The 24,223-nt window shown below is 41.6% G+C and carries 29 protein-coding genes; 9 read left to right on the plus strand and 20 right to left on the minus strand.

Translation table 11 applies throughout. From position 1 onward, the window contains the following. Positions 1-32: 32 nt before the first annotated feature. The 13 genes from hag (KQ486_RS10610) to KQ486_RS10670 form a co-directional block, all read right to left on the minus strand. A complete protein-coding gene (gene hag, locus KQ486_RS10610) occupies positions 33-872 on the minus strand; it encodes a flagellin Hag (RefSeq protein WP_216687608.1) in 840 nt (279 codons plus the stop codon). An 83-nt stretch (positions 873-955) separates the two neighbouring features. Continuing rightward, the gene (gene hag / locus KQ486_RS10615; RefSeq protein WP_216687609.1) at positions 956-1,813 is read right to left on the minus strand and encodes a flagellin Hag; all 858 of its coding nucleotides are present in this window, start codon (positions 1,811-1,813) and stop codon (positions 956-958) included. Positions 1,814-1,936: 123 nt separating this feature from the next. After that, positions 1,937-2,161: a carbon storage regulator CsrA gene (gene csrA / locus KQ486_RS10620; protein WP_216687610.1), complete on the minus strand. Its 225-nt coding sequence runs from the start codon at positions 2,159-2,161 to the stop codon at positions 1,937-1,939. A gap of 1 nt (position 2,162) precedes the next feature. After that, the gene (fliW, locus tag KQ486_RS10625) at positions 2,163-2,603 is read right to left on the minus strand and encodes a flagellar assembly protein FliW (protein ID WP_216687611.1); all 441 of its coding nucleotides are present in this window, start codon (positions 2,601-2,603) and stop codon (positions 2,163-2,165) included. 14 nt (positions 2,604-2,617) lie between these two features. Beyond that, a complete protein-coding gene (locus KQ486_RS10630) occupies positions 2,618-3,172 on the minus strand; it encodes a DUF6470 family protein (RefSeq protein WP_216687612.1) in 555 nt (184 codons plus the stop codon). Between the two features lie 66 nt (positions 3,173-3,238). Next, positions 3,239-4,126 carry a flagellar hook-associated protein FlgL gene (gene flgL / locus KQ486_RS10635; protein WP_216687632.1) on the minus strand — a complete coding sequence of 296 codons (888 nt, stop codon included), beginning with the start codon at positions 4,124-4,126 and terminating at the stop codon, positions 3,239-3,241. A 6-nt stretch (positions 4,127-4,132) separates the two neighbouring features. Further along, positions 4,133-5,587, minus strand: coding sequence for a flagellar hook-associated protein FlgK (gene flgK / locus KQ486_RS10640; protein WP_216687613.1), 1,455 nt, complete (start codon positions 5,585-5,587; stop codon positions 4,133-4,135). A gap of 25 nt (positions 5,588-5,612) precedes the next feature. Next, complete coding sequence (locus tag KQ486_RS10645) at positions 5,613-6,107, minus strand: flagellar protein FlgN (RefSeq protein WP_216687614.1); 495 nt, start codon at positions 6,105-6,107, stop codon at positions 5,613-5,615. 27 nt (positions 6,108-6,134) lie between these two features. Next, a complete protein-coding gene (gene flgM, locus KQ486_RS10650) occupies positions 6,135-6,398 on the minus strand; it encodes a flagellar biosynthesis anti-sigma factor FlgM (protein ID WP_216687615.1) in 264 nt (87 codons plus the stop codon). Between the two features lie 77 nt (positions 6,399-6,475). Beyond that, complete coding sequence (locus KQ486_RS10655; protein ID WP_216687616.1) at positions 6,476-6,901, minus strand: TIGR03826 family flagellar region protein; 426 nt, start codon at positions 6,899-6,901, stop codon at positions 6,476-6,478. 89 nt (positions 6,902-6,990) lie between these two features. Further along, entirely contained in the window at positions 6,991-7,659 is a 669-nt protein-coding gene (locus KQ486_RS10660) for a ComF family protein (RefSeq protein WP_216687617.1), read from the minus strand. Beyond that, positions 7,660-9,051, minus strand: a complete 1,392-nt coding sequence (locus tag KQ486_RS10665; RefSeq protein ID WP_216687618.1) for an ATP-dependent helicase ComFA — start codon at positions 9,049-9,051, stop codon at positions 7,660-7,662. It abuts the gene before it with no gap. 105 nt (positions 9,052-9,156) lie between these two features. After that, complete coding sequence (locus tag KQ486_RS10670) at positions 9,157-10,002, minus strand: DegV family protein (protein ID WP_216687619.1); 846 nt, start codon at positions 10,000-10,002, stop codon at positions 9,157-9,159. Positions 10,003-10,128: 126 nt separating this feature from the next. Here KQ486_RS10670 and KQ486_RS10675 point away from each other — a divergent pair, with 126 nt between their 5' ends. Beyond that, complete coding sequence (locus KQ486_RS10675) at positions 10,129-10,527, plus strand: hypothetical protein (protein WP_216687620.1); 399 nt, start codon at positions 10,129-10,131, stop codon at positions 10,525-10,527. On the opposite strand, the gene KQ486_RS10680 is transcribed toward KQ486_RS10675, so the two are convergent. Then, on the minus strand, positions 10,499-11,170 hold the full coding sequence (locus KQ486_RS10680) for a response regulator (RefSeq protein WP_216687621.1): 672 nt from the start codon (positions 11,168-11,170) through the stop codon (positions 10,499-10,501). The genes KQ486_RS10675 and KQ486_RS10680 overlap by 29 nt on opposite strands. Positions 11,171-11,420: 250 nt before the next feature. Next, the gene (locus KQ486_RS10685) at positions 11,421-12,563 is read right to left on the minus strand and encodes a sensor histidine kinase (protein WP_216687622.1); all 1,143 of its coding nucleotides are present in this window, start codon (positions 12,561-12,563) and stop codon (positions 11,421-11,423) included. A gap of 434 nt (positions 12,564-12,997) precedes the next feature. Between KQ486_RS10685 and KQ486_RS10690 the strand changes: the two genes are divergently transcribed. The 3 genes from KQ486_RS10690 (at position 12,998) to KQ486_RS10700 (ending at position 16,695) form a co-directional block, all read left to right on the plus strand. Then, on the plus strand, positions 12,998-13,642 hold the full coding sequence (locus tag KQ486_RS10690; RefSeq protein WP_216687623.1) for a YigZ family protein: 645 nt from the start codon (positions 12,998-13,000) through the stop codon (positions 13,640-13,642). A gap of 16 nt (positions 13,643-13,658) precedes the next feature. Beyond that, a complete protein-coding gene (locus tag KQ486_RS10695) occupies positions 13,659-14,651 on the plus strand; it encodes an LCP family protein (RefSeq protein ID WP_216687624.1) in 993 nt (330 codons plus the stop codon). 598 nt (positions 14,652-15,249) lie between these two features. Beyond that, positions 15,250-16,695 carry a S8 family peptidase gene (locus KQ486_RS10700; RefSeq protein ID WP_216687625.1) on the plus strand — a complete coding sequence of 482 codons (1,446 nt, stop codon included), beginning with the start codon at positions 15,250-15,252 and terminating at the stop codon, positions 16,693-16,695. 805 nt (positions 16,696-17,500) lie between these two features. Here the strand turns inward: KQ486_RS10700 and KQ486_RS10705 are convergent. Beyond that, the gene (locus KQ486_RS10705; protein WP_216687633.1) at positions 17,501-19,000 is read right to left on the minus strand and encodes an APC family permease; all 1,500 of its coding nucleotides are present in this window, start codon (positions 18,998-19,000) and stop codon (positions 17,501-17,503) included. Between the two features lie 322 nt (positions 19,001-19,322). On the opposite strand from KQ486_RS10705, the gene KQ486_RS10710 reads away from it, so the two are divergent. Then, the gene (locus KQ486_RS10710; RefSeq protein WP_216687626.1) at positions 19,323-19,925 is read left to right on the plus strand and encodes a hypothetical protein; all 603 of its coding nucleotides are present in this window, start codon (positions 19,323-19,325) and stop codon (positions 19,923-19,925) included. 11 nt (positions 19,926-19,936) lie between these two features. Here the strand turns inward: KQ486_RS10710 and KQ486_RS10715 are convergent, their stop codons facing one another. After that, positions 19,937-20,422, minus strand: a complete 486-nt coding sequence (locus KQ486_RS10715; protein ID WP_216687627.1) for a hypothetical protein — start codon at positions 20,420-20,422, stop codon at positions 19,937-19,939. A gap of 136 nt (positions 20,423-20,558) precedes the next feature. Here KQ486_RS10715 and KQ486_RS10720 point away from each other — a divergent pair, with 136 nt between their 5' ends. The 3 genes from KQ486_RS10720 to KQ486_RS10730 are packed head-to-tail and all read left to right on the plus strand — an operon-like array spanning position 20,559 to position 22,099. Further along, positions 20,559-21,641, plus strand: a complete 1,083-nt coding sequence (locus KQ486_RS10720; protein WP_216687628.1) for an AI-2E family transporter — start codon at positions 20,559-20,561, stop codon at positions 21,639-21,641. A 34-nt stretch (positions 21,642-21,675) separates the two neighbouring features. Continuing rightward, a complete protein-coding gene (locus KQ486_RS10725; protein ID WP_216687629.1) occupies positions 21,676-21,852 on the plus strand; it encodes a hypothetical protein in 177 nt (58 codons plus the stop codon). Continuing rightward, positions 21,836-22,099 (plus strand): hypothetical protein, encoded by a 264-nt coding sequence (locus tag KQ486_RS10730; RefSeq protein WP_216687630.1) that lies wholly within the window; start codon positions 21,836-21,838, stop codon positions 22,097-22,099. The genes KQ486_RS10725 and KQ486_RS10730 overlap by 17 nt, the downstream gene beginning before the upstream one ends. On the opposite strand, the gene KQ486_RS10735 is transcribed toward KQ486_RS10730, so the two are convergent. Then, positions 22,048-23,079, minus strand: a complete 1,032-nt coding sequence (locus KQ486_RS10735; protein ID WP_144163804.1) for a nuclease-related domain-containing protein — start codon at positions 23,077-23,079, stop codon at positions 22,048-22,050. The genes KQ486_RS10730 and KQ486_RS10735 overlap by 52 nt on opposite strands. Positions 23,080-23,215: 136 nt before the next feature. Between KQ486_RS10735 and KQ486_RS14680 the strand changes: the two genes are divergently transcribed. Then, complete coding sequence (locus tag KQ486_RS14680) at positions 23,216-23,383, plus strand: hypothetical protein (RefSeq protein WP_144163805.1); 168 nt, start codon at positions 23,216-23,218, stop codon at positions 23,381-23,383. 21 nt (positions 23,384-23,404) lie between these two features. On the opposite strand, the gene KQ486_RS10745 is transcribed toward KQ486_RS14680, so the two are convergent. Together KQ486_RS10745 and KQ486_RS10750 are read right to left on the minus strand one after the other, a co-directional pair. After that, positions 23,405-23,899, minus strand: a complete 495-nt coding sequence (locus KQ486_RS10745; RefSeq protein ID WP_144163806.1) for a VanZ family protein — start codon at positions 23,897-23,899, stop codon at positions 23,405-23,407. 122 nt (positions 23,900-24,021) lie between these two features. Then, the coding region (locus tag KQ486_RS10750; protein ID WP_216687631.1) for a hypothetical protein at positions 24,022-24,223 on the minus strand (202 nt) is incomplete at its 5' end.

Here is a 24,223-nt window from a genome sequence, read left to right on the forward strand (position 1 = left end):
TTTTTGGACGTTTTTTGTAAGTAAAAATAATATTACTGAAGTAACTGAAGTACTCCTTGTGGTTGCTGATTCGCTTGAGCCAACATCGCTTGAGAAGCCTGAGAAAGAATGTTATTCTTCGTGAACTCCATCATTTCTTTAGCCATATCAACGTCACGGATACGTGATTCGGCAGCTGTTAGGTTTTCAGCAGAAGTACCCAAGTTATTAATTGTGTGTTCTAAACGATTTTGAACAGCACCTAATTCAGAGCGTTGAGCTGATACATCTTTAATTGCAGCATCTATAGTATCAATATATCCAGTTGCTTTAGTATAATCCGACACATCAATAGAATCAGCAGCAGTTAGCCCTAAAGAAGTAGCTTCCATACTACTAATTTCAACTTCAATGTTCTGTCCATTGTTTGAACCAATTTGTAGATTCAATATTCCTTCTCTACCACCACTTGTTAATGAGCCATCAAGTAATGTTTTACTGTTAAATTCCGTATTGTTTGCGATTCGATCAATCTCTTTGGTTAGCTGTTTTAATTCGTCGGTAATTGCATCTCTATCAACTGATTCGTTAGTATCATTTGCAGCTTGGACAGTCAATTCTCTCATTCTTTGAAGAATAGAGTGAGTTTCTGTTAAGGCACCTTCAGCTGTTTGGATCAATGAAATACCATCTTGAGCATTTTTTTGAGCCATTTCTAATCCACGAATTTGACCACGCATTTTTTCCGAAATCGCTAGTCCTGCGGCATCGTCACCTGCACGGTTAATCCGAAGCCCTGAAGATAGTTTTTCCAAAGATTTTTGGATGTTGTTGCTGTTGTTCGTTAACTGGTTGTGTGTGTTCAACGCAGCAATGTTGTGATTAATACGCATAAGTAATTTCCTCCTTGAAATGTTTTTTAGGCACATCCATGTGTCTGTTTATTATTTTGGGTATTCTTAAATTTTAAAAATTACTATTGAAGTAATTGAAGTACACCTTGTGGTTGTTGATTTGCTTGAGCAAGCATAGCTTGAGATGCTTGAGATAGGATATTGTTTTTAGTAAATTCCATCATTTCTGAAGCCATGTCAACGTCACGGATACGTGATTCAGCGGCTGTTAGATTTTCTGCTGATGCATCAAGGTTATTAATAGTATGTTCCAGCCGGTTTTGAACTGCACCTAATTCAGAGCGTTGTCCAGAAACAGTCTCGATAGCAGTGTCTAGTTCATCTAAGAAAGCAGTTGCATCAGAATAGGTTGAAACATCAATACTAGCTGTATCTACACCCAAAGTTTTAGCGTCCATTTTACCAATTTCAAATTTGATATTTTGATCTTTATTTGCGCCAATCTGGAAATTCAGTTCAACACCCATTTTTCCATTACCATCTAAATTTACGGAAGTATCAAATGAACCATCAAGCAAAGTTTTGCTATTAAATTCAGTATTATTTGCAATTCGATCAATTTCGGCAGATAACTGCTCTAATTCATCGTTAATTGCAGTTCTGTCTACTGACTCGTTCGTATCATTAGCTGCTTGAACTGTAAGCTCGCGCATTCTTTGAAGAATTGAATGAGTCTCAGTCAAAGCACCTTCAGCAGTCTGAATCAATGAAATACCATCTTGCGCGTTTTTAGAAGCCATTTCCAAACCACGAATCTGACCACGCATTTTTTCGGAGATTGCTAGTCCTGCAGCATCGTCACCTGCACGGTTAATCCGAAGACCTGAAGATAATTTTTCCAAAGATTTTTGGATGTTGTTGCTGTTGTTCGTTAGCTGGTTGTGTGTGTTCAACGCAGCAATGTTGTGATTAATACGCATAAGTAATTTCCTCCTTGAATTGTGTTTCGCCACGTCCTTGTGGCGGCTAAGTAAAATGAAACGTTTGTCGGCCGACGTTTGTTTCATCTTCTACTAGATATATCGGTACGTCTTTTGGTTTGTTTACTCTCTTTTAAGATTTTTTATAAAATCTTTTATATCTTTATTTAGAGAGGCTTGTTGGTTTGCTTCAATAATTTGTTGATAGATTTCCGAGCGGTGGATATCCACATTTTTAGGAGCATCGATGCCCAGTTTGATTTGGTCGCCTTCCACAGCTACAATTTTAATGGTGATATCATCACCAATTTGGATTGATTCCCCAGTTTTTCGTGTGAGTACGAGCATCTTACTCCCCTCCTTGCTTGACGGCTTGGATTGGGTGTTTCGTTGTGTAGGTATCATCGTCCAATACAATTTGCTTTGCTTGTTTCTTGGTTTGGTTAATGACCAACGGTGCTTTAAGGTTAATCGTCGATTGGTCAAATGGTTTATGTACAGTTAAAGTTGAACGAATCAGCACATCTTTTTCCGACTCGATTTCTAGTTGTTCTACGACTGAATTTTTTACGTCAAATTGATAATTTGGATAAATTAAAAATGGGTCGGTTATCACAAATGCTAGATTTTCGTTACTGATTGATTGCAATACTTGGAATGCCGGATTGCCTTCTAGATCGACAATGACAAATTCTTTTTCATCCGGAAAGCCTGGTAGGCCATTTACAAAGTTGATAACTTTCGTTTCATCAACGGTCAACTCGCCAAAATAATTCGTTTGGATTTTCATTTCTATCATCCTTTCTATGCTTGGAACTCAATTTGCAGGTCAGCTGGTTGTCTGACATAAATGTCTAGGTTCCCTGGTTGGTATTCGTGAACCACTTTTTGAGGTGTTGCGTTAATCACTGGTTTTCTTGCTTGTGCTGAAATTTCCACTTCAGCTGGTGTATACCTTGTTTTCACGGAAAAAAGTGATGGAATCCAGTCCAGTTCTGCTGGCTTCACATCTGACATTGTTTGTTGTTTCGAAAGAGAAGCGATGACGTTCCCGCCATTTTCAATCTTCATGAGCTGCTTACCCTCACGAGATTTCTCAGCAATTGCTTCCATTGTCGCTTGTTTCCATTTTTGAGCAGCTTTCTTCGTCGCCTCCAAAGCTCCGAATTTTCCCATGTCAGCCCATGCTTGTGATTGATCAATCGATAATTTGCCAGATCGCTGTGTGATCGACACGTCTGCTTTTGGTTGCTGAATTTGCATGTCAGCTTTCGGTTGCTGGATTTGTTGTGAAGCAGGTTGGATGTTCATACCAAGTAATGCAGGCTGTGACTGAATACTTAATCGTGGAAATTGCATCGCTTCTCCTCCTCTCGTGAAAGAAAGCTATCTGCATCAAACACAGATAGCTTATCCAGTAATCTATTAACGTAAGAAATCAAGTAATGTCGGTTGAATGACTCGTGAGCCTGCGCCAAGTGCCGCTCGGTGAACGCTTTCTGCTTGCACAAGATTCATAATGACTTTTTCCATGTCGGCATCTTCATTGGAAGACATCAAGTCAGTTGTCGCGACACGTTGCTGTGCGATTCGGCTCTCCATCAATTCCACTCGGTTCATGCGTGCACCTAAGTCAGCACGTTCATTCGTCAAGCTTTGCGTAAATCCGTCGATGTCTTCGATATATCCCTCAATCGTTGCGTTACTCGCATTTGGATTTTCCAACTCAGCAACAACTTCATCCAGCTTTGAAAACAAGTCAGCCGGAAACGCATTCGCTGGGTTCACGTTCGAACGAACTTTAATTCCATCCGCTAGTTCAATTTCGACATCGTTATTATTTGTATCTGCCGCATTGATCAGTTGACCGTCTTTATCAAAGCGTGCTTCCGTCGTATTCGTACCGTTAAAAATATACTTGTTATTTACTTTTGTGTTGGCGATATCGACTAAATGCTTTTTTAGCTGATCGACTTCCTTGCTAATGTTGTTTCGCTGGTTTTCTTCATACGTATCGTTACTCGCTTGAATAATCAATTCACGCACACGATGAAGTGCTTGTCCCGCTTCATTCATCGCATCATCTGAATTGTCCATCCAGTTATTCACTTCGGCAATGTTGCGCTCGTATTGTTCGATTTTTCCTAAACTGTCTCGATGGCTTACTCCACGCATCGCAACGACTGGATCGTCGGAAGGGCGATTAATCTTTTTCCCAGTCGACAATTGATCCATATACTTATCAATCTGTGAATAGCTATTGCTGATATTTTTCAGCATGTTTTGACTGATCATGGACTGTGTAATTCGCATCATTCATTACCTCCCGACGACACCCATTTGGTTAATGATTCGGTCGAGCATTTCATCGACGACCGTCATACTTCTTGCTGCAGCATTATACGCATGCTGGAATTGAATCAAATTCGACATTTCTTCGTCCAGTGAAACACCACTGACAGACTGACGATTTGCGTTCACCGAATTCTTCAGTACTTCACTATTATTTTTCAATCGGTTCGCTTCTTGTGCTTGAACACCGAGCTCCCCGACCATTCCTTCATAAAATTCTTGAACCGAGCGATCGTCTAAACCTGCAATCGGCTGGTCCTTCACTTTTGCAAGTTTAATTGCATTGTCGCCGTTACCGGGAAAACCATCGAGTGAGGCTGCGATTTTACTCACGTCATTTAAAATTACATCGGATACGGCTAAGTCAGCGGCGCCATTACCAGTGAAAAAGTCACCACCGGCATCGCCGTTTAAATCCGTTCCTTGAGTGTGTTGCGTGTTAAAGGCTTCTTTAAATGCATTAGCCATTTTATCCAAATCCGTCAGTTGTTCGCCGTAAAACTCACTTGATTCCTTTAACCCACGTAAAGAACCGACAGCTGTTAATTCAAATGTTGCCCCAGCAGCAACTTTTCCGTCCTCATCCATCGTACCAACAGAGAATTCACCACCATTGACAGCTAATCCGTTCAGCTCACCATCTTTGCCAATGAGTGTCTGCTTTGTACCATCAGCGAGTGTAAACGAAATGGTAGTTTTCCCCATTGCAATATCTTTTGCATTACCACCACTTGGCTCTGTTCCGACTTCGATATCGAGCTTTTGGGACAAGCGATCAATTAGTACATCCCGTTGATCATACAAATCATTCGGTAAGTAACCATGCGGCTCAACCTCACCGATTTGTTGGTTCAAGTCATTGATTTGACGAAGCAGACTATTCACTTCATCGACTTCGGTTTCGAGTTGATAGTCGATTTCGTCTTGAACGCCACTTAATGTGTTATGTAAATAATTGAGTGTATCGGCAACGGCAACCGCTCGCTGTGCTGCCACTTTCCGCGCCCCTTCATCTTCCGGGTTTGTCGCCACGTCTTGTAACGATGACCAGAATCGGTTCATCACTTTCGATAAGCCCTCATCGCTCGGCTCGTTCATCACATCTTCCATGCGTCGCAATGCTTCAGCTTTCGATTCCCAATAACCTGCCTTGGAATTTTCATTTCGGAATTGCAAATCTAAAAAGCTATCACGAATTCGTGTAATATCACCCGCTTTAACACCGGTTCCCATTTGACCAGGTAGCTCTGGACGATTCATGCCGCCTGCAGGCCATGGAGTTTCCGCTTCAAAATTGACCCGCTGCCGTGAGTATCCTTCCGTCTTCGCATTCGCGACGTTATGAGAAGTTGTATGTAGTGCACTTTGTTGTGTAAAAAGTGCACGTCGAGCTGTTTCTAGTCCAAAAAAGGTTGATCGCATAATAAGCGAACCTCACTTTCATTCGTTAAGCTTTCGAATCAAAAACCGATTGACTCGCTTTGTTTTGTTGTACTTGCTTTTTATCATAATTCATATTTTTCTCATGGTTTGGCTTTAACAAATCTAGCGATAACTCGACGAACTGAAGCGATTGTTCCATCAACTCCCGGTTCAGTTTTTCTTGATTTTTTAAATCTGCCAACACATAGATGAAATTTTCATAGATCGCTTGAAGCTGTTCTTTTTCTTCGTTGTTTTGCAAATGGTCGATCACTTGCTGGATCGTTTGCTCTTCCGCTTCTGGTGCATACGTTCGGAACCATCCACTCGTCGCGATCACTCGTTTTTCTTCCAATTGCTGAATGGCTTTGACGTGCTTCCGTTCGTCCATGAGTACTTGACGCATGCCATCGATGTTATTGTCTTTAATGAGTTGCTCTTTTTGCTTCGAAATCTCCAGCAAACTCTGATGCAGTTGATATGTTTTTTCTAGCAATTGTACTTGGTTTTCAATAGACAAAGGATTGTCCTCCTTCAGATGGTTGGTTTAACGACCGTTCCAAAATTCAACCATTTTTTCAGCAGTTTGTTTTGGGTCCAACTGATAGGTGCCGTTTTGGACTTCCTGCTTCAAACTCTCAACTTTCTTTTGCCTTGCCTCGACAATCGGATTGGACTGTTGAAGCTGTTTTGCTTCTTTTGAAATTTGAACTTGGTCAGTGGCTTGGTTTTTGGACTGCGTCTGTTGTTGCTGCTGTACTTGTGGTTTATAAGCATTAATTTTGGGATTGTTCAATGGATTGATTTTCATCCGGCTCACCCTTTCACGATTTACGACGTTTCTCTACTCTTTTATATCGGTATGTTTTGGAATTAGTTTAATTTCAATTACGACCGCCATGTTCGGTCCTTCGTTACATTATAATAGATATCGTTCTTTTTTTCTTCTTTGATTTTATCAGCAATCGTTGGTTCGTCGCTCGCTTGCAGATCATGATAAAGCTCATTCTTACAAGAATCACACAGCTTTCCTTCGTGGATTTGTTCTCCGCACCGCTCACACGAGTACGTCAGATTCGGAAAGTCTGCTCGATGAATGCGACGCTCCTTGACCCATTTTCGGATTAGTGATTCTTTAACGCCTGTCGCTTCAGCTACTTCATCAACTGTTGCGGTACGATTTTTCTTTTTCCGAATATATTTATACACCGTCTCAAACTGTTCTTCTTCTTTTTCATAACAGCTTCGACAAACCGTTAGTATTTCTTTTAAAAAGAGCTCGCCACACATTGGACAGTTCGCTAATTCGCCCATTCTTCATCATCCTTTTCATTCTACTACGTATTATATCGGTATTTTTTCGTGAATTGAAAGAGGAATTGGTAGGAATTTTTGCGGTTGGATCAGCTTCTAACCAATGTGAGCGACGAAACACGCTTGGCGCCAGCCTTTTTCATCAATTGTGCAGCAAACCGTACGGTAGAACCGGTCGTGAATAAATCATCGATTATGACGATGTTTTCTGGTGGTGTTTCTGTCAGTTCGAATGGATTGCTTGCTAAAAGTCGTTCCCACTTCGATTTTTTAGATTGCTTTTCTTGTCCAATTCGAATCATACCTGCAAATAATGGTTGGTCCACTAAGTTTGCCAACGCTTCAGCTTGATTAAATCCGCGTTCGTGAAATCGGCTTTCTGCTAACGGAACGGGTAAGAGATGACTTTCTTTAGGGAAATGCTCTTTGAATGTTTGCTGGAAGGAATCTTTCCAAGCGTGGACGATTTCATAATCCCCTCGGTATTTAAACCGCGCCATCGTCTCTTTCATATATTCGTTGTACGTATAAACGGATACATTTCGGTCGAGCGGATCCTTTCCCCAATACTGCTCCCAAAACTTGCAGTCGGAACAGAGCTTCTCTTCCGTTTGTTTCATGCATTTTTCGCACGTTGGTTCTTGGATTGTTTCCAGTTGCTCGTTACAAGACGGACAGAGCGTTCGCTCACGAAAATCAAATAACGTGGACCAAGTCGTGTCTTTCTCAATCGAGTGCATACAAATTTTACAGTGCATTTAGTTGGACTCCTTTTTAAATTTCTTTCCTTCCAAATTTTTCAGCTCGGTATATTGGCGCGCCTTCACCATCGCTTTCGTTTTGACATTATAGAAGAAAGTTACATCACCGTCCGGGTCATCCGCACTTCTTCCCGCACGTCCGGCAATTTGAATGAGTGCCGCTTCATCAAAAACCTCATGGTCCGCACCGATGACCGCGACATCGATGGACGGAAATGTCACCCCCCGCTCGAGAATCGTCGTTGTAATCAATGCTTCGTAGTGCTGGTTTCGAAATTGATGAATGAGTTCCTCGCGATTCGAGCTTTCCGAGTGAACATACGGGATGCCGAGGGTTTCGGATAAGGCATGGGCATTTTCAATCGTTGGGACGAATAATAAAAATCGCCTTTTCGCTGATTTTCTCTCGTCAATCCAGCGAGTAATTTTAGTCGGAAGTGTGCCTTGTTGTAGGTGCTGATGTAATTTGAAAACTTGCGATAGTTTCGGAAGCGGAAGTGGATGGCCGTGATAGCGTAATGGAATGGATATGGTTTGTAGCTGTTTCAGTCGGGAAGCAATTTTTAAATCCAAGCGCGGGGTTGCAGTTAAGTAAATGAGTGCGTGGGAATCCTTGACGGAGCGGGCGACGGCTTTCGGGAGCGATTTGTCGTGATGGTAAGGAAATGCATCGACTTCATCGACGATCATGACATCAAATGATTTCGAATAACGAAGGAGTTGATGTGTCGTTGCGACGACTAAATGTGCGGTTACATCGACTTCTTGTGTGCCGCCATACAGAGCTGCCACTTCAATCGACGGAAAATCTCGACGCAAGCGTGGGGCGAGTTCCCGGACGACATCTGCACGTGGGGTCGCAATACAAACGCGAAAACCATTTCGAAAAGCGATCCATAAACCGCGGTAAAGCATCTCCGTTTTTCCTGCGCCGCATACCGCATGGATGAGTAATTTTGATTGATTGCGTATGGCCTCCACCATCGCATCTGCCGCCTTGCTTTGCAGTTTGGTCAATTCGCCTCGCCAAACGGATGGTTGCTTGATTTTTCGTGGTTTGGCAACAGGGCCATTCCACTCATAAAGGGGTTCATTTGTGCTCACTCTGCCCATTTGTATGCAATTCCGGCAATAAGTAATTGACTTGATTGTTGGTGAATTTTGATGTGAAAAAGATTGAATGGTTTTCATGGGGATTTTTCCGAAATGGGATGGTTTTCGGGTATGGCATCGTTGGCATTCATGATAAAACAAGACTTTTTGGATACCAGGAATTTCTATTAAGTAGCCTTTCTCTAGCAAGCCTTTGAAAACAGATTCAGAGAGATTGAGTTCATTTTTCAGTAACCGTTTTCCTGAAAAACGAGGGGACCAAGGATTGGCGTTCATCAATGTGCCTCCTTATTGGGATGGGGTTATGTAGTGGGGATCTTGAATGGATCAAAAGAGATTTCCTGCGAGCTTACAGGGCTCTCGCAGGATGTTCTCTCTTTTTTACCTTACTTTATACCATGTAATACCAATCGCGCCTTCACCTAGGTGAGTGCCGATCACCGGGCCGAAGTAGCTAATCTCAAATTCGACATTCGGATACTTTTCAGACAACTCGTCTCGCCATCTTTTCGCTGTATCCTCTCGTTGGGCATGAATAATGGCGGCCTTCACTTCTTCCGCATCGTCCGCCGTTTCCTTCAACAGATTTTCCATTCGCTTAAATGCTTTTTTGCTCGTGCGAATTTTTTCAAACGGAACGATTTGCTTATCTTTAAAATAGAGAAGTGGTTTCACTTGAAGCAGACTTCCAATCATCGCTTGTGCACCTGTCAACCGGCCACCGCGTGCCAAATGACTCAAATCATCGACCATGAAATAAGCATTCATGTTTTCCTTCATCGTACGAAGCTCTTGCAAAATCTCTTCAGGCGTCTTTCCTTCCGCTGCCAGATCGGCCGCTCGCAACACATAAAATCCTTGAGCCAAAGCACTGATTTCCGAGTCGAATGGATAGACATCGACGCCCTCAATCATGCTACCGGCGGACACAGCAGCTTGATACGTCCCACTGATGCCACTGGAAAGATGGACCGAGATCACCGCATCGTGCTCCTTCGCGATTTCTTCATATTTCGTCGTAAACTCACTGACAGACGGTTGAGATGTTTTTGGCAAATCTTTTTCAGCCTTTACTTTTTCATAAAATTCCTCAGTTGTTATGTCATAAAATTCACGATAAGTATCTTGTCCAAATGTTACGCTAAGTGGCGCAACATAAATATTTTTTTCTTCTATTAAATGATCGGGTATGTATGCGGTACTGTCCGTTAACACTGCCGTTTTCATCTTAAGACCTCCTCTATAGCAAATATTTTACTATACTCTTCTAATTTATGCACTGTCATTTTAGAAATCGCTTACTTTGCTTATGATGATGTAAGGATTAGTGCATGATGTTGAGCGGATTGCTGTTTGGTCGGGCGGCTACACGCGTTCATCGAGCGGTTACACGCGTTCGTCGAGCGGTTACACGCGTTCGTCGAGCGGTTACACGCGTTCGTCGAGCGGTTACACGCGTTCGTCGAGCGGTTACACACGCTTGTCGAGCGGTTCCACGCGTTTGTCGAGCGGTTACACACGTTTGTCGAGCAGTTCCACGCACTTGTCGAGCGGTTGCGCGCACTTGTTGAGCGGCTCCACGCGTTTGTCGAGCGGTTGCACGTGTTTGTCGAGCGGTTACACACGCTTGTCGAGTGGTTGCACACATTCATCGAGCGGTTGCTCCTACTCACATATCCAAAAAGAAACCGCGGTCTACGCGCGGTTTCTTCCATAATGAAAATTAGTTCACTTCGACCCATCCATTCTTAATGGCCGTGACGACGGCTTGGGTTCGGTCGTTCACACTCATTTTTTGTAAAATATTCGAGACGTGGTTTTTGACCGTCTTCTCACTGATATAAAGGTCTTCTGATATCGACCGGTTGCTTCTTCCGTCGGTCATGAGCTGCAGTACTTCACATTCTCTTCTTGTCAATAAGTGAAGTGGTTTTCGGTATTCCACGTGGGTAAACCCTTCACCTTCTCGTGAAGATAGACGGTGGTAGTCTTTCAATAGATTATGTGTCACTTTTGGATGTACATAGGACCCGCCTTCGCTCACGATTTTGATCGCATTGACGAGTTCATCTGTATCCATCTCCTTTAACATGTAGCCGAGTGCACCGGTTTTCAATGCGTGGACCACGTAAGACTCATCATCATGAATAGACAAAATAATTACTCGGACATCCGGGAAGCGGTCAATTAATTGCTGGGTGGCCTCTACACCGTTTATATTTGGCATATTAATATCCATAATGACAACATCCGGGCGATATTTCGAAACGAGATCCAAAGCTTCAGTTCCATCGTTTCCTTCTGCCACCACTCGGAAGTCATCTTCAAATTCCAAGATTCGCTTTATTCCTTCTCGAAATAATTTATGGTCATCAATCAAGACGATACTCGTCATTAACTTACCTCCTAAAAGTGCTACTTCGATTACTGGGTATAAGCTTCGGTTCATATTTGTTTTTGTGCAACCTACAATAAGATCGGCAATCCATAAAAATAAGCTTACTTATGTCTATCTGTTTTTATAAAACATCTCTAGTATAACTATCGGTATTCTATGAAAAATTAAAAGGGCCGTAACGTTTTTTCTCTATTTTTTTACTGCATCACACTTTCAGATACAACAATCTACGCTACGTGTCACTGTGTTACATTGATTGATGCGGAATAGAAATTTTCACACGGGTTCCCTTACCTAGACTGGAATCGATCGATAACTCACCTCGGAGAATATCAATCCTTTCCCTCATGCCGATCAACCCAAACGAATCTTCTTTTTTTTCTGCTGGATTGAATCCTTTTCCGTCATCGATAATATGCAAATTCAATTTTTCTGGTGTATTTTCGTAAATCACTCGAATCACACGGGGTTCCCCATGCTTCAGTGCATTTTGCAAGGCTTCTTGAATCAAACGGAATGCGGCGGTTTCGAATTGCTGATTGAATCGCTCCTCTTTACCGCGGATAACAAACTCAATTCGGACTTGATGATACTCTTCGGTCGTTGCAATATACTTTCGTAGGGTCGGAACCAAGCCGAGATCATCCAATGCCATTGGCCGGAGATCATAAATGATCCGCCGCACTTCGTATAATGCTTTTCGCACCATTTCTTTCATCGTTTTGACTTCGCTCATTCCTTGTTCAAGCCCTCGCTCACGGAACGTTTTTCCGACGATTTCTGAGCGAATCATCACATTTGCAAGCATTTGTGCCGGTCCATCGTGCATTTCACGTGAAAGGCTTCGCCGCTCTTCTTCTTGTGCATCAATGATCTTCAATCCGAATTCTTGGCTATCTTTCGCCGATTGGATCGTTTCATTAATTTCTTTAAAATCTGTCATTAAGTAGTTTAAGATAACATTCGTTTTACTCATTAAATTTTCAGATCGTTGAATACTGGTTCCCAATGACCGTATGCGTTGTTCAAGTTCCTCACGGCGTTTGATCAATCCTTCTTCTTTTTGCCGTTGCAAAACAATTTGTGTCTGCAGGCTATGTGTATGGTTGTACACTTCGCGAACTTCTTCTTCACTATATCGATCGAAGTATTTGCTGACCTCAGATAAACGCAGTCGGGAAAGCTTTAATTTTCGTTCCAGTTGATCGTTTTCATCAATTAGATTTTTTACCTCTTGTTTAATGTTCGTCAATTCTCGTTCCAAGGCCTGTTGTTGTTTACGTGCTTCTTCACCTAACGAGAAAATTTCATTTTTACTATTGCTGACCACATCAACCATTTCATTGATGATCTGATCCAATGCTTTTTCGGAATCCTGCACAGTCGACATTCAGTAGACCTCCGTTTTACCTATAACTTTCGTCGTACAAAAGTTGATTTTGGGGGGTTATTCAAATCATTTAACCTTTATGTGGTCAACCTTAAATTACTCACCATCATATCATAGTTCATACCCATTCGCCTTTACAGTTCGCTAACAAATCCTTTACTATACGTTTAATGTTCGTCTTTCAGAACGATCCTTTTTCTGTTGAAAAGTGCTTGCTTCCGTATAAACAATTACTGTTTTGATGATATTATTTGTTTCTCCTATTATATTTTCCGATGCATTGGTTAAAATTACTATTCTATTTATTATTATACCGTTACTTTTGATATTTTTTAATAGAAATCCATGATTTTTTTGCTAATTTGCATTTTCTTGTCCAATACATTGCCGTTTTTTGTCCAATTTTATATACTATAAGCTTAGGAGGCTTAACTATGCTAGAAAGCTATTTAACGATTAAGGATGAGGGTGAGCATGAAATCGTCATCCAAAAATCCCGATTTATCGGTTATGTCAAACGAACAGAAACTGCAGAAGAAGCACAACAATTCATCCAGCAAATTAAAAAGAAGCATTACCAAGCGACCCACAATTGCTCAGCATATATGATTGGAGAACAAAATCTGACCCAAAAAGCGAATGATGACGGCGAACCAAGCGGCACAGCTGGTATCCCGATGCTCGAAGTATTGAAAAAGATGGATTTAAAGGATACATGTGTCGTCGTTACGCGTTATTTTGGTGGCATTAAGTTAGGGGCAGGCGGCTTGATCCGCGCTTACTCCAGCGCTACGTCTGAAGCCATTAAGCATGTTGGAGTCGTCAGACGGTCATTGATGAAAGAGATCATCATTGAAGCTGACTATCATTTACTCGGCAAAGTAGAAAATGAACTACGGAACCAAGAGCATTTGATTGATACGATCGATTATGCTGATCGCGTGAAGTTCCATGTCTATGTTCCTATTGCTGAAACGGAATCATTTCAGCAGTGGATGACAGATTTTACCAACGCTCAAGTGAAACTTTCTGTCGGTAACGAACGTCATATGGAAGTAGATGTGTCATTAAACGAATAAGAGAGGATTTCGACGAATGAGAAAACGAACAAAAATAATGATTGGATTGCTTGTCGTCCTATTTATTAGTCTGGCAGGAATCTTTGTATATGGTCATTCAATCTATCAAGAGGCAGAAAAAGCGGTAGACGCCTCGCAGCAAAAACTGGAACGCGGCGATAAATCGGAAAAGCGTGAAGAAAAAGTTGATCCAAGTAAAGATAACGTATCGATTTTATTTATTGGTGTTGATGATAGTGATGCGCGTGAAGGATCTTCCAGCTTGGCAGACGCACTCGTGTTAGCGACGTTTAATAAGAAAGAAAACTCGATTAATCTAGTAAGTATTCCGAGAGATTCCTACGTGGATGTGCCGTACCGAACTGAAAAGGACAAAATTACCCACGTCCATGCGAAAGCCGGATTGGATGAAACCGTCGATACGGTCGAAGGCTTACTCGATGTTCCAGTCGACTATTATGTGCGCTTGGACTTCGAAGCATTCGTCAAAGTTGTTGATACATTGGGCGGCATACCGTTTGACGTTCCGTACTATATGGAAGAATCCAATAGTCAGGACGAGAAAGGTTCCATCGTTTTACAGCCTGGCGAACAACAATTGACCGGTGAAGAAGCTCTTGCGATTGCCCGAACGCGGAAATATGATAACGACTTGATGCGCGGTCAACGTCAAATGGAATTGTTGGATACCATCTTGAAAGAAACGATGTCCATTTCCAATATTACAAAGTACGGCGACTTGATCGAAGACATCAGCAATCATTTAACAACGAATATGCCGTTTAATGAAATGGTTAGCCTTCACAGTTATATAACGGATATGAATGGAGTCCAAATGGATAAAAAGCAATTGGATGGAAATAACCTAATGAAGAATGGTGTGTATTACTTCGAGTTGGAAAATGAAAGTGTTGAAACGATCCAGAAAGATTTAAGAGAACATCTAGATCTTCCGACTTCAGTGGCCGATTCGACAGAACAGAAAGAAATAAACAATTCAGGTAGTTAATTCTTGAAAAACATGAAATTTAACAAAAACCTGCAAAGTTTTTAAAACCTTCCGTTCGGGAGGTTTTTTTATGCAAAAAAAAGACCACCAACACGGATGTCGGTGGCAAAAAGATAGCGTCTAAATAAAACCTTATGATCGAGGTTAACTCTATTGTAATACAGGTGGATGCGCTTTACAATACATGACTTATTGAGAAATAAAATAAAAAATGATTGTTAAAATACAATGATAGTTATATTTTTGTTCATGTTATTATAATTAATGTTTGTTTATAACTATTATAATTAATTTTCTATTTTAAAGGATTTTTTAAACATAGGTAATAAGAACTAAGATTAGTTCTTAAACCTTTTTTTATAAGCATACGCTTTCAAAACCGTAAACAGCTGTTCTATCGCGGTTTTTAGCTATATCAATATTGAACAACTTCATTTGAACGAATCCGATAGACATCTCATCAGACAATTATTCATGTAATTTTCAAACTATTCTAGGTATTTTTTATCTTACAAATTTTGATTCTAAATACTCAATAAATTCAAACTCTTTTCCGTTATACTATTAAATGTTACTAAATTTTCCAAGGAGGAATTAAATGAAGAAACTCGTTTCACTATCCATTCTTTTATTTGTACTGATCTTCTCGGTTTCTGCACTATCTGCTCAAGAGTCTGAGGAATACTACTCTGTCGTCTTGAACAACAGCAAGCAGGTTAAACAATTTAAGCAGGATTTGAAAGATACGGGTGCAGAGGTTGTCTATGAAGTACCTGAATTAGGCTATTACCAAGTAAAAGGTACACCGAGCCAAGTAAAGGACTTAAACCAATTGAATAGTGTCGCAGCCGCTTCCCCTTCATTGGAATGGGAATTAGAAAAAACAGAAAAAGTAAAAATGTCTCAGCAAGAAATTGACGCGCAATTAGAAGCTGCAGACCCTGGACAAGCTGCCATGTGGCCGCTTCAGTGGGATGTTCAGCGAATTACAGAAAACGGGAAAAGTTATGACGTTCATACAGGTTCTCACGACACTGTCGTCGCTGTACTCGATACAGGAATTAACTTGCAGCACCCTGACTTAGCTCCAAATATCGTTGAAGGATCTAAAAACTTTGTCCCTGCCGGTGGTTTCCGTGGCACAGAACCTTGGGAAACTGGTGATGTAAGTCAAGTTCAAGACCTTCACGGACATGGAAGTCACGTTTCTGGCCACATTGCCGGTAATGGAAACATGCTAGGTGTCGGTCCTGATCTAGGACTACGCGCTTATCGTGTATTCGGACTCGGCTCTGCTGAAACTCCATGGATCTTATCCGCAATGGTACAGGCAGCAGATGACGGATCGGATGTCCTTTCCATGAGCCTTGGTGGCTTTGATTATCTCGGACAAGTTTTCGAAAAGAATCCTGAAACAGGCAAATGGGAGAACGCAGGAAACAACAGCGCAGATATGGTCGCTTATAAACGGGCGCTTAAATATGTTGAAAGCAAAGGTGCAGTCGTCGTCACTTCAGCTGGAAACGACGGATTGGATGCACGAAACAACAAACAAGTCGTTGAATTCATCAACGAAAGCCTTGGCGAAAATGTTCAATTACGTGGAACGGCGAAAATTGCTCCAGCTGATTATGCAGGAATCATCAACGTTTCTGCAACAGGACCAAACGATCAATTAGCTGTTTATTCAAACTACGGCGCTGGATTTGTTGACCTAGCTACGGTCGGTGGTGACACACGCCTATACGATCAGTACGAAGCTGAAGGCCGTCTCGATGAATACTTAGCCAATAATATGCACTACAATGAATTCACAATGAGTGCGGACTCAGAAGGTTCCGGTTACTACTTCAGCGTCGGTACTTCCATGGCAACGCCAAAAGCATCTGCAGTTGCTGCTTTGATTATCGACCAGCATAATGGTGAATTGAAGCCAAATCAAGTGAAAAAGATCCTATTCAAAAAAGGCGTTGAGAAAGTGAAAGGCAACGAAAAGAAAAAGTTTGGCAATGGCCATTTGAATGCATTTGAGGCGGTAAGATAAGACTGTTATCAAGAAAGAAAGGCACTGACTTCGGTCAGTGCCTTTTTATTGTTGAAGAAGTGGAAATGAACGTAAGCGTTCAAGCATGAAAAAGATTGTGAGCCGACCACAAAAGTTGAAGTAAATTCAATGATAGCACGGATAAATTGTGCACTACCTTCGATTAGAAGCGTTCTATTCTAAGGTAGCACGGAAAATTGGTGCTCTACCTTCGATTAGAAGCGTTCTATTCATAGGTAGCAAGCAAAAATGGTACTCTACCCTCTATTACAAGCGCTAAAACACGGCTTTCTAGCTCAATTTGTAAAGAGAACGTTGCCGATCAACTGTTCAAATAATAAAAACATACTAAGATTAGTGGGTAAGATCATCGACGGATGATCTTGCCACTATTTCTATTTATACGATATAGTGAGGTTGGGACAAATGATATTTAGTTAAAGAGAAATCCGAACAATGATTCATAAATATACGAATCGTTTCGGATTTTGTATTAGCGTAGGAAAAACATGAAGACTCCTGCGGTCAACTAAATGCGGCCACGTCCTGTGGCCAACGTTGACACTAGCCCGTCCTGGGCGTCGGGATGAAAAGCCTAGGTGAGACCCCGCAGTACGGTAGTACGAGGAGGCTCAACAGCGCCCGCGGTATAGAAGACACTGCGATTTATCGCAGATGTCGCCTTATGCCCTGTGGGTGAAAGCGTAGTGTTTTTCCGAAGCGGTGGACGATGATTCAAATATATTGTTCGTATTAAAGAGTGAATTTTTAATTATGTCCTAGCCCCGCTTCCTTATAAATCCATTTATACCGCGCCGTCCGTAAATTCCTTTTCTTCATCTTTCGAATCTTTTAAGTTGAACTGATCTTTACCTAAGATGAAGTAAGCCAAGTCTTTCCGTTTGTAGCTCATTAAATCTTTTCGTTTTACTAAATAGAAAACTAGGCCGACAACTATCCAAATACCTAAAGCGATAAAGGATTCTTTTCCGAGTACAGCAGGCGATCCTGGTACTAATAGCAAGAGTAAAAATCCAATCGATGAAATCATGCCGAGCATGGCAATGAATTTTTTCCCTGGCGAGACGATTTCACGTGCTGTATCGACTTCACCGTCGTCTTTCCACCGCAAGATTTTATAAGCCGTAAAACAAGTATAGAAATAAGCGATTGATACACCGACGGATGACATATCAACAACCCAGCCGAGGACATTACGCCCAAAGAAAGGAGCGATCAAGACGACGATCGCCGTAAAAATAATGCCCCAATACGGTGTGTTATGTTTTTTATGCAAGCGAGAAAACGCGCTTGGAAGAACCTTGCCGCGGGACATTGCGAATAATACACGGCTGGAACTGATCATGAATCCATTCAGTCCAGTAAATATCCCCATGGATAACCCGATGGCCAAAACGACAAGTCCCCACGTACCGAGTATTTCTTGAACCACCGTACCAGTTCCCCATAAATAACCCGCTTCAGACGTTCCAATCCAAGGGGTTGCGACAGCGGTTGCGGCAATCATCAACGTGTAGATCACCCATGCAAAAATAACAGCCAACATGATCAAGGTTAACGCTTTTTTCGATGAAAAATTAAATTCTTCAGCCGCTTGCGGTACGTTATCGAAGCCGACATAGGCAAACGGTGCAATCGCAACAATCGTCAAGATCGCTCCGATGGTTGAAATGTCAGGTGCGAAAGCTGGTGATAGATTATCCAGTGACGTTTCCGGGCTGCCGACCATAAACGAGGAAACGGTCACAACAGCGAGGATGAGCAATAGACAGAAAAAGAATTGCATTCGTCCAGATAAGCTAGAGCCACGGATATTCATGACAGCAAACAGTAAAATCAAGGTAGAAACAATCACAATTTCCGTTATATAAACCTCCCAGCCAGCAACTTCATATAGCTTGCCTTGCTGAATGAAATCTGGAAAAATGAACTTTAACATTAAGGCGAAAGCCGTTGCATTCAACGCCACGATACATATATAACCTAAGGTCAAAAACCATCCACTGATAAACGCGTGGGTACGGTTTAATCCTAAAAAGGCGTATGCAAATTCACCCCCAGAAACAGGGAAGTTGCGGATCAACACACCATAACTAATGGCGATGATAGCCATCAATAAGGCGCCAATCCCAAGGCCAATAATGACTCCGGCAGGTCCCGCTTGTCCCATCCATGTGGCCGGCATGACGAAAGAACCCCAACCAATCGAGGAACCGAGTGCGATCGCCCACACCCAATGAGGTTTCAACGTACGATCTAATGTTTCTCTCTTTTCAGTGTTCATTCTCTTTTCTCTACTCAAAACAACGGACTCCTTCTATTTATATCAATGTAATAACTATACCCGAATAGCATTTTTATAATCCGATATGTATTGTATCATTAAATTTTTTAACTATTTTGTTCGATTGGTCTAAGAGCTAGTTAAAGGAAGGAATAAATAGCAATAAGTGAAAATTGATTATTTATATTTTTCTCTCACTGAAATACGATAAGTTTTCGTATCATACAGCGGAATTTCCGAAAAAAATTATCGTTTCATACCGTATAAGCTGGCTTTTTTTAGTCGATAATGGTGTAGAAAGCTAGGTGATTACATGAAGTTCGTGAAGAAAATATTCCTTTTGTTCATCCTATCTCTTTTATACATAGTTGTTACTAACGGCATTCGGTTTTATTCTTATATGGAATCTTCATCTGTCGCCGAGTGGATCGACCGATTTCCAGAAGCGGTAGAAACATTTCAAACAACCGATATTGATTCTATGGAAATCACGGAAGAACCTATGCCACAAGTTGCCCAAGAACGGACAAAAGAATCTCATGAAACAGACTCACCTGTAGCAGCCATCAAAGAGCCGAATGAAATTTCATCATACGATATAAAATTTGAACAGTTACATCAACAAACCTTAACGGAGATCAAAGAACTGGCAGATGAATTTAAAGATGACCTGGCAGATCAAGAAAATGCTCTGTCACAAAGTATGTTGTTTTTTAAATATGAAAAGAAAGCACGTGAATTCGAAGAGGAGATCGACAATCGTTTTGATGAATTTTTAACAGAGCTGAAAGAAAATACGGATATTGATGAAGGAAAACGGTTGGAGAAAAAATACACAAGTAAATATGAACAAGCCAAAAAGAAACTCGTTGAACGGGTAATGGAAAAAGCCGGTGAATTGTTTACGGCTGGGGAAGCGGAATGAATCTGTGACGATTATTCCGCTATGTTTGCATCTTCGGTTTCAATATTCAATTTATTGGCTACCTCACTGGCAGTGGAGAAAAAAGGCTCTCGCTCATAAGCTTGATCGTTCGACCAGGCTTCTTCATAATTTTCTAGTTCCGTAAGCATCGTATGGAGCAATTCAATGACCTCTTCTTCAGACGAAGATAGCGGTTCGCGATCAGAGGTTGTCTCGGTTCCTGATTGGATTTGTTCATAATGATAGGTTGTCCACTCAACAGAGACGGAATCTTCAGGTACTTGGCGATCAAGCCAACCATCCATAAAATCTTGGTAGGCATCCCGCGCGGAATAATAAAAGGAGTCATTGATATCCTCAGGAATTTGTTTTTCCTCATCTTCATAGATCGGTAGAGTCAAGGCAAATAACGCAACAATAATCAGCCAAAACCATGGTGCCTTCCACAGCGGTTTCATCATTGATTCACTAAAGTCCTTTTTCGGTCGGCGTTCCATACTGTAGCCTCCTTATCTCTTGCTCATTATATCACGTAATGTTTCATTTTCTTAAGATTTGTTTATTATATTTAGACAGGAACCCGTGGCTGTATTACAATAAAACTAGCAAAAAAGTGAGAGAGATGGTGATGTTGTGCCAAAAGGAAAATGGTTCCGAATCGGCTATGGAATTATCATAGTTTTATTAATTTTACTATTGGCAAAGAAAGTCCAATTTGTTTTTGAACCAATCTTCGTTTTAGTACGGACTTTGTTTACCCCGATTATTATTGCAGGTATTTTATATTATCTGACACGACCAATTGTCGACTTCCTTTCCAAGAAAATTCCAAGACCGCTCGCTGTTGTGATTATGTATTTATCTGGCATCGGACTAATCGCCGGACTAATTGTTCTTGGTGCACCTGAGATTCAAAGGCAGTTCAATAACTTCGTGAATAACATTCCAGATCTGATTAATGATACGAATCAATTGCTTTTGAATATTCAGGATAGTAGATGGTTTCAGGCAGTCGCACCAGAAGAAGATTCAATTACACAATGGTTAACAGGATTAGAAAGTCGATTGACTGAAATCTTATCTACCGTCGCGAGCCATATTACAGACTATGTCGGCATGATTGCGAGCACCATCGTCATTTTAATCGTTGTACCTTTTGTTCTTTTTTATCTATTGAAAGATGGCGAACGACTACCGAAACGATTAATCGGCTTTTTGCCGAAAAAGTATCGTGATGACACCGAAGAAATTCTTGATAATATGGATGAAGCATTGAGTTCATACATTCAAGGACAAGTCATCGTCGCATGTTTTGTTGGTGCTCTTGCTTATATCGGATATTTAATATTAGGTTTACCGTACGCACTGATTCTCGGACTGACTGCCTTATTTACAAACTTCATTCCGTTTATCGGTCCTTGGATCGGTACAGCACCTGGTGTTATCGTTGGATTTTTTGAATCACCGGTCACAGCGTTACTCGTTGTCGTCATGATTGTCATTATCCAACAAATCGAAAGCAACTTGATCTCACCTCAGGTCATGGGTAAAAAATTAGATGTTCACCCGATCACGATTATCTTCCTGCTACTATTTGCCGGAAGTATCGGTGGGATCGTAGCGATGATTGTCGCTGTTCCAGCATACGCCGTCGGAAAGGTCATCGTCAGCCACATTTGGCAAATTATCAAACTACGAAATAAGGAAATGTTTTAATAGCTAATTGAACAACCTCCGTGCGGTTCGGGGGTTGTTTTTTTGTTCAGTCGGGCGGGCGCGTGAGGCGCGTGCCTTTGTCGAGCGGTTAGAGCCGTTTGTCGAGCGGCTACACTGCCTCGTCGAGCGGTTGGAATCGTTTGTCGAGCGGCTGCACTGCCTCGTCGAGCGGCTACACGCCGTTTGTCGAGCGGTTGGAGCCGTTTATTGAGCGGTTGCACTGCCTCGTCGAGCGGTTGAAATCGTTCGTCGAGCGGTTGTACGCGTTTGTCGAGCGGCTGCACACGTTCGTCGAGCGGTTGCACACGTTCGTCGAGCGGTTGTACGCGTTTGTCGAGCGGCTGCACGCGTTCGTCGGGTGGTTGCATGCGTTCGTCGGGCGGCTAGCTCACTTGGTTAAATATATTCATCTATTTTTTCTTCTAGTTTGCAAGAACTTTGTAATTATATTTAAATAGTTGAAGTCAGTTTTATAATCATACGACAATCTATGTTTAATAACATTCGTTTTCCCGACTAACTCACTAGAATTCCTCCTAAGAATATCTCTTGCAGTGTGTCTAGATTCTAAGCCAGTAAATTCACGAAACTCTCGATTACTGATTTCATTACTTATCAACAAAAAATAATCCTTCAAAGAATTTTCATGAGCCGTCCGATCTCGATAGCCACATGGGCATCGCCATCGCTTCTGAATCATTTTCATTCCTAATTTTCCACATTGTAAACAATAGACTCCTCTTAACAATTCATTTTCTGATACTCGGTTCTTTTCTAAAATATTCGGTAAATACGGTTTATGTTGTTGGATCAATTTTTGGGAAAGTTCACTAAGAATTCTTGGAGAAATGATATTTTTTTCATATTTAGCATTTAATTCACGGAATAAGGAAGGTAGGCGTTGCAGTGATACGACTTTTTCAGCGTGGTGATTATTCGTAGCATCAATTCGCAATCTGGTTCGTGGGTTAGTCATAACGACAAATGATTCAATTGGAAGTTCTGGAAATCCATTAGCATTAAACCAATTGGAAAGTTGATATGCTTGCTCCTCAACTTGAAGAACAGGATCATCATAAACTCTATATTCTTCATCTATACGTTGAACGACCTGATGTGCTACTTGATCGAAAGTCAGGTCAGCACTATAATACTTTGATTCTAATATAAGCAGAAATTTTGATGTCAGAATAAGATGATCAATTTGAAAATAACTTGAATCGATGAAAAGTCGAATGTTCGGCATACTCACTTTTGGGATTGGAAATTTACTGAGTGGATATAGCAATCTACTTTCACCATATAAACCGGCGAGTTCATTCTGTACTTTTTTCTCGATGTATGCGAATTGGTCGTGGCTTTGTGGGAGTCGATGATAAAGTGCTTGGAGCATAAGAACATGGGGTGGCACATTGTGAGGTGCTTTGATCGTGGACAATATAATAATCTCTCCTTTTTAATCTTCTACTTAAAATTATAGTCGAAACTAGCTGTTAAGCAAGGGAGGAAACATAGTTAGTTGAGTGGTTTCTAGTCTGTAGTCGGGTGGCTGGAACCCTCCGTCGAGCGGTTGCATGCGTTTATCAGGCGGTTGCACGCGTTTGTCGAGCGGTTCCGCGCGTTTGTCGAGCGGTTCCGCGCGTTTGTCGAGCGGTTCCACGCGTTTGTCGGGCGGTTGCACGCGTTCGTCGGGCGGTTGCACGCCTTCGTCGAGCGGTTGCACGCGCTGGTCGGGCAGCTAGATCTGCTCATGAGGCAGCCAGCTACCTACCTTTCCGCTCCTTCCACCAAACAAACAAGCCACATAACAACAATCCGGCCAACGCGCCGACGCTATCAATCGCGACATCAAAATAATAGGGTGTTCGCTCTGGTGTGAAGCTTTGATTCAATTCGTCGACAATCGCGAAATGAACGGTGAGCATCCATGCGAACGCGAGGCTAAAGATTAACTTCAATGAGGTCGTTTTTTGCAAGGCAAAAAACATCAATATAGCCAATACAAAATAGACACCGAAATGAGCGAGCTTTCGGATGAGGAATTCTGTGAATGGCAAGAGTCCGTTCGCTTCAACACTACGGATTTCTCCATAGTATTGAAATTCAATCAAGCGCAAAACTGGCTCAAAGGTTTCGGCAATTGCCAGAAAGCTCAAAGCCGGTTTGATATCTTGGTCACTCGACGGCATGGAGGATGTATAGAAAATGACTGCTGCCCAACCCAAAGGGAGCATCCAATAAAGTAAGATTCGTTTCATAAAAAGCACCTACTTCTTAACATCAAAAAATACGATCATGACAATCTGTATCCGGACGTAAAATTCTCTTTATCTAGTATAGCTGATTTCGTCAAAAGGAAAAGTAATTTTCGGAAGATTTATTAGGTGGGAAGGCGTTTCTTGGAGCAAAAGATGCTATGTTTAAGTTGATAGACACTTTCCGTGAGCGTTGATGAAGCGTCCTCTTGAGTGGTCAGCGCTATGCTTTGAATGGTCAGCAATACTCTTTGAACAGTCTGCGCTACCTTTTGAACGGTTAACCACTTTCTTTGAACGATCTGCGCTGCTTTTTGAACGGTTAAC

Origin of the sequence: Allobacillus halotolerans, from assembly GCF_018967645.1 — a bacterium.
Taxonomy (GTDB): Bacteria; Bacillota; Bacilli; order Bacillales; family Alkalibacillaceae; genus Allobacillus; species Allobacillus halotolerans.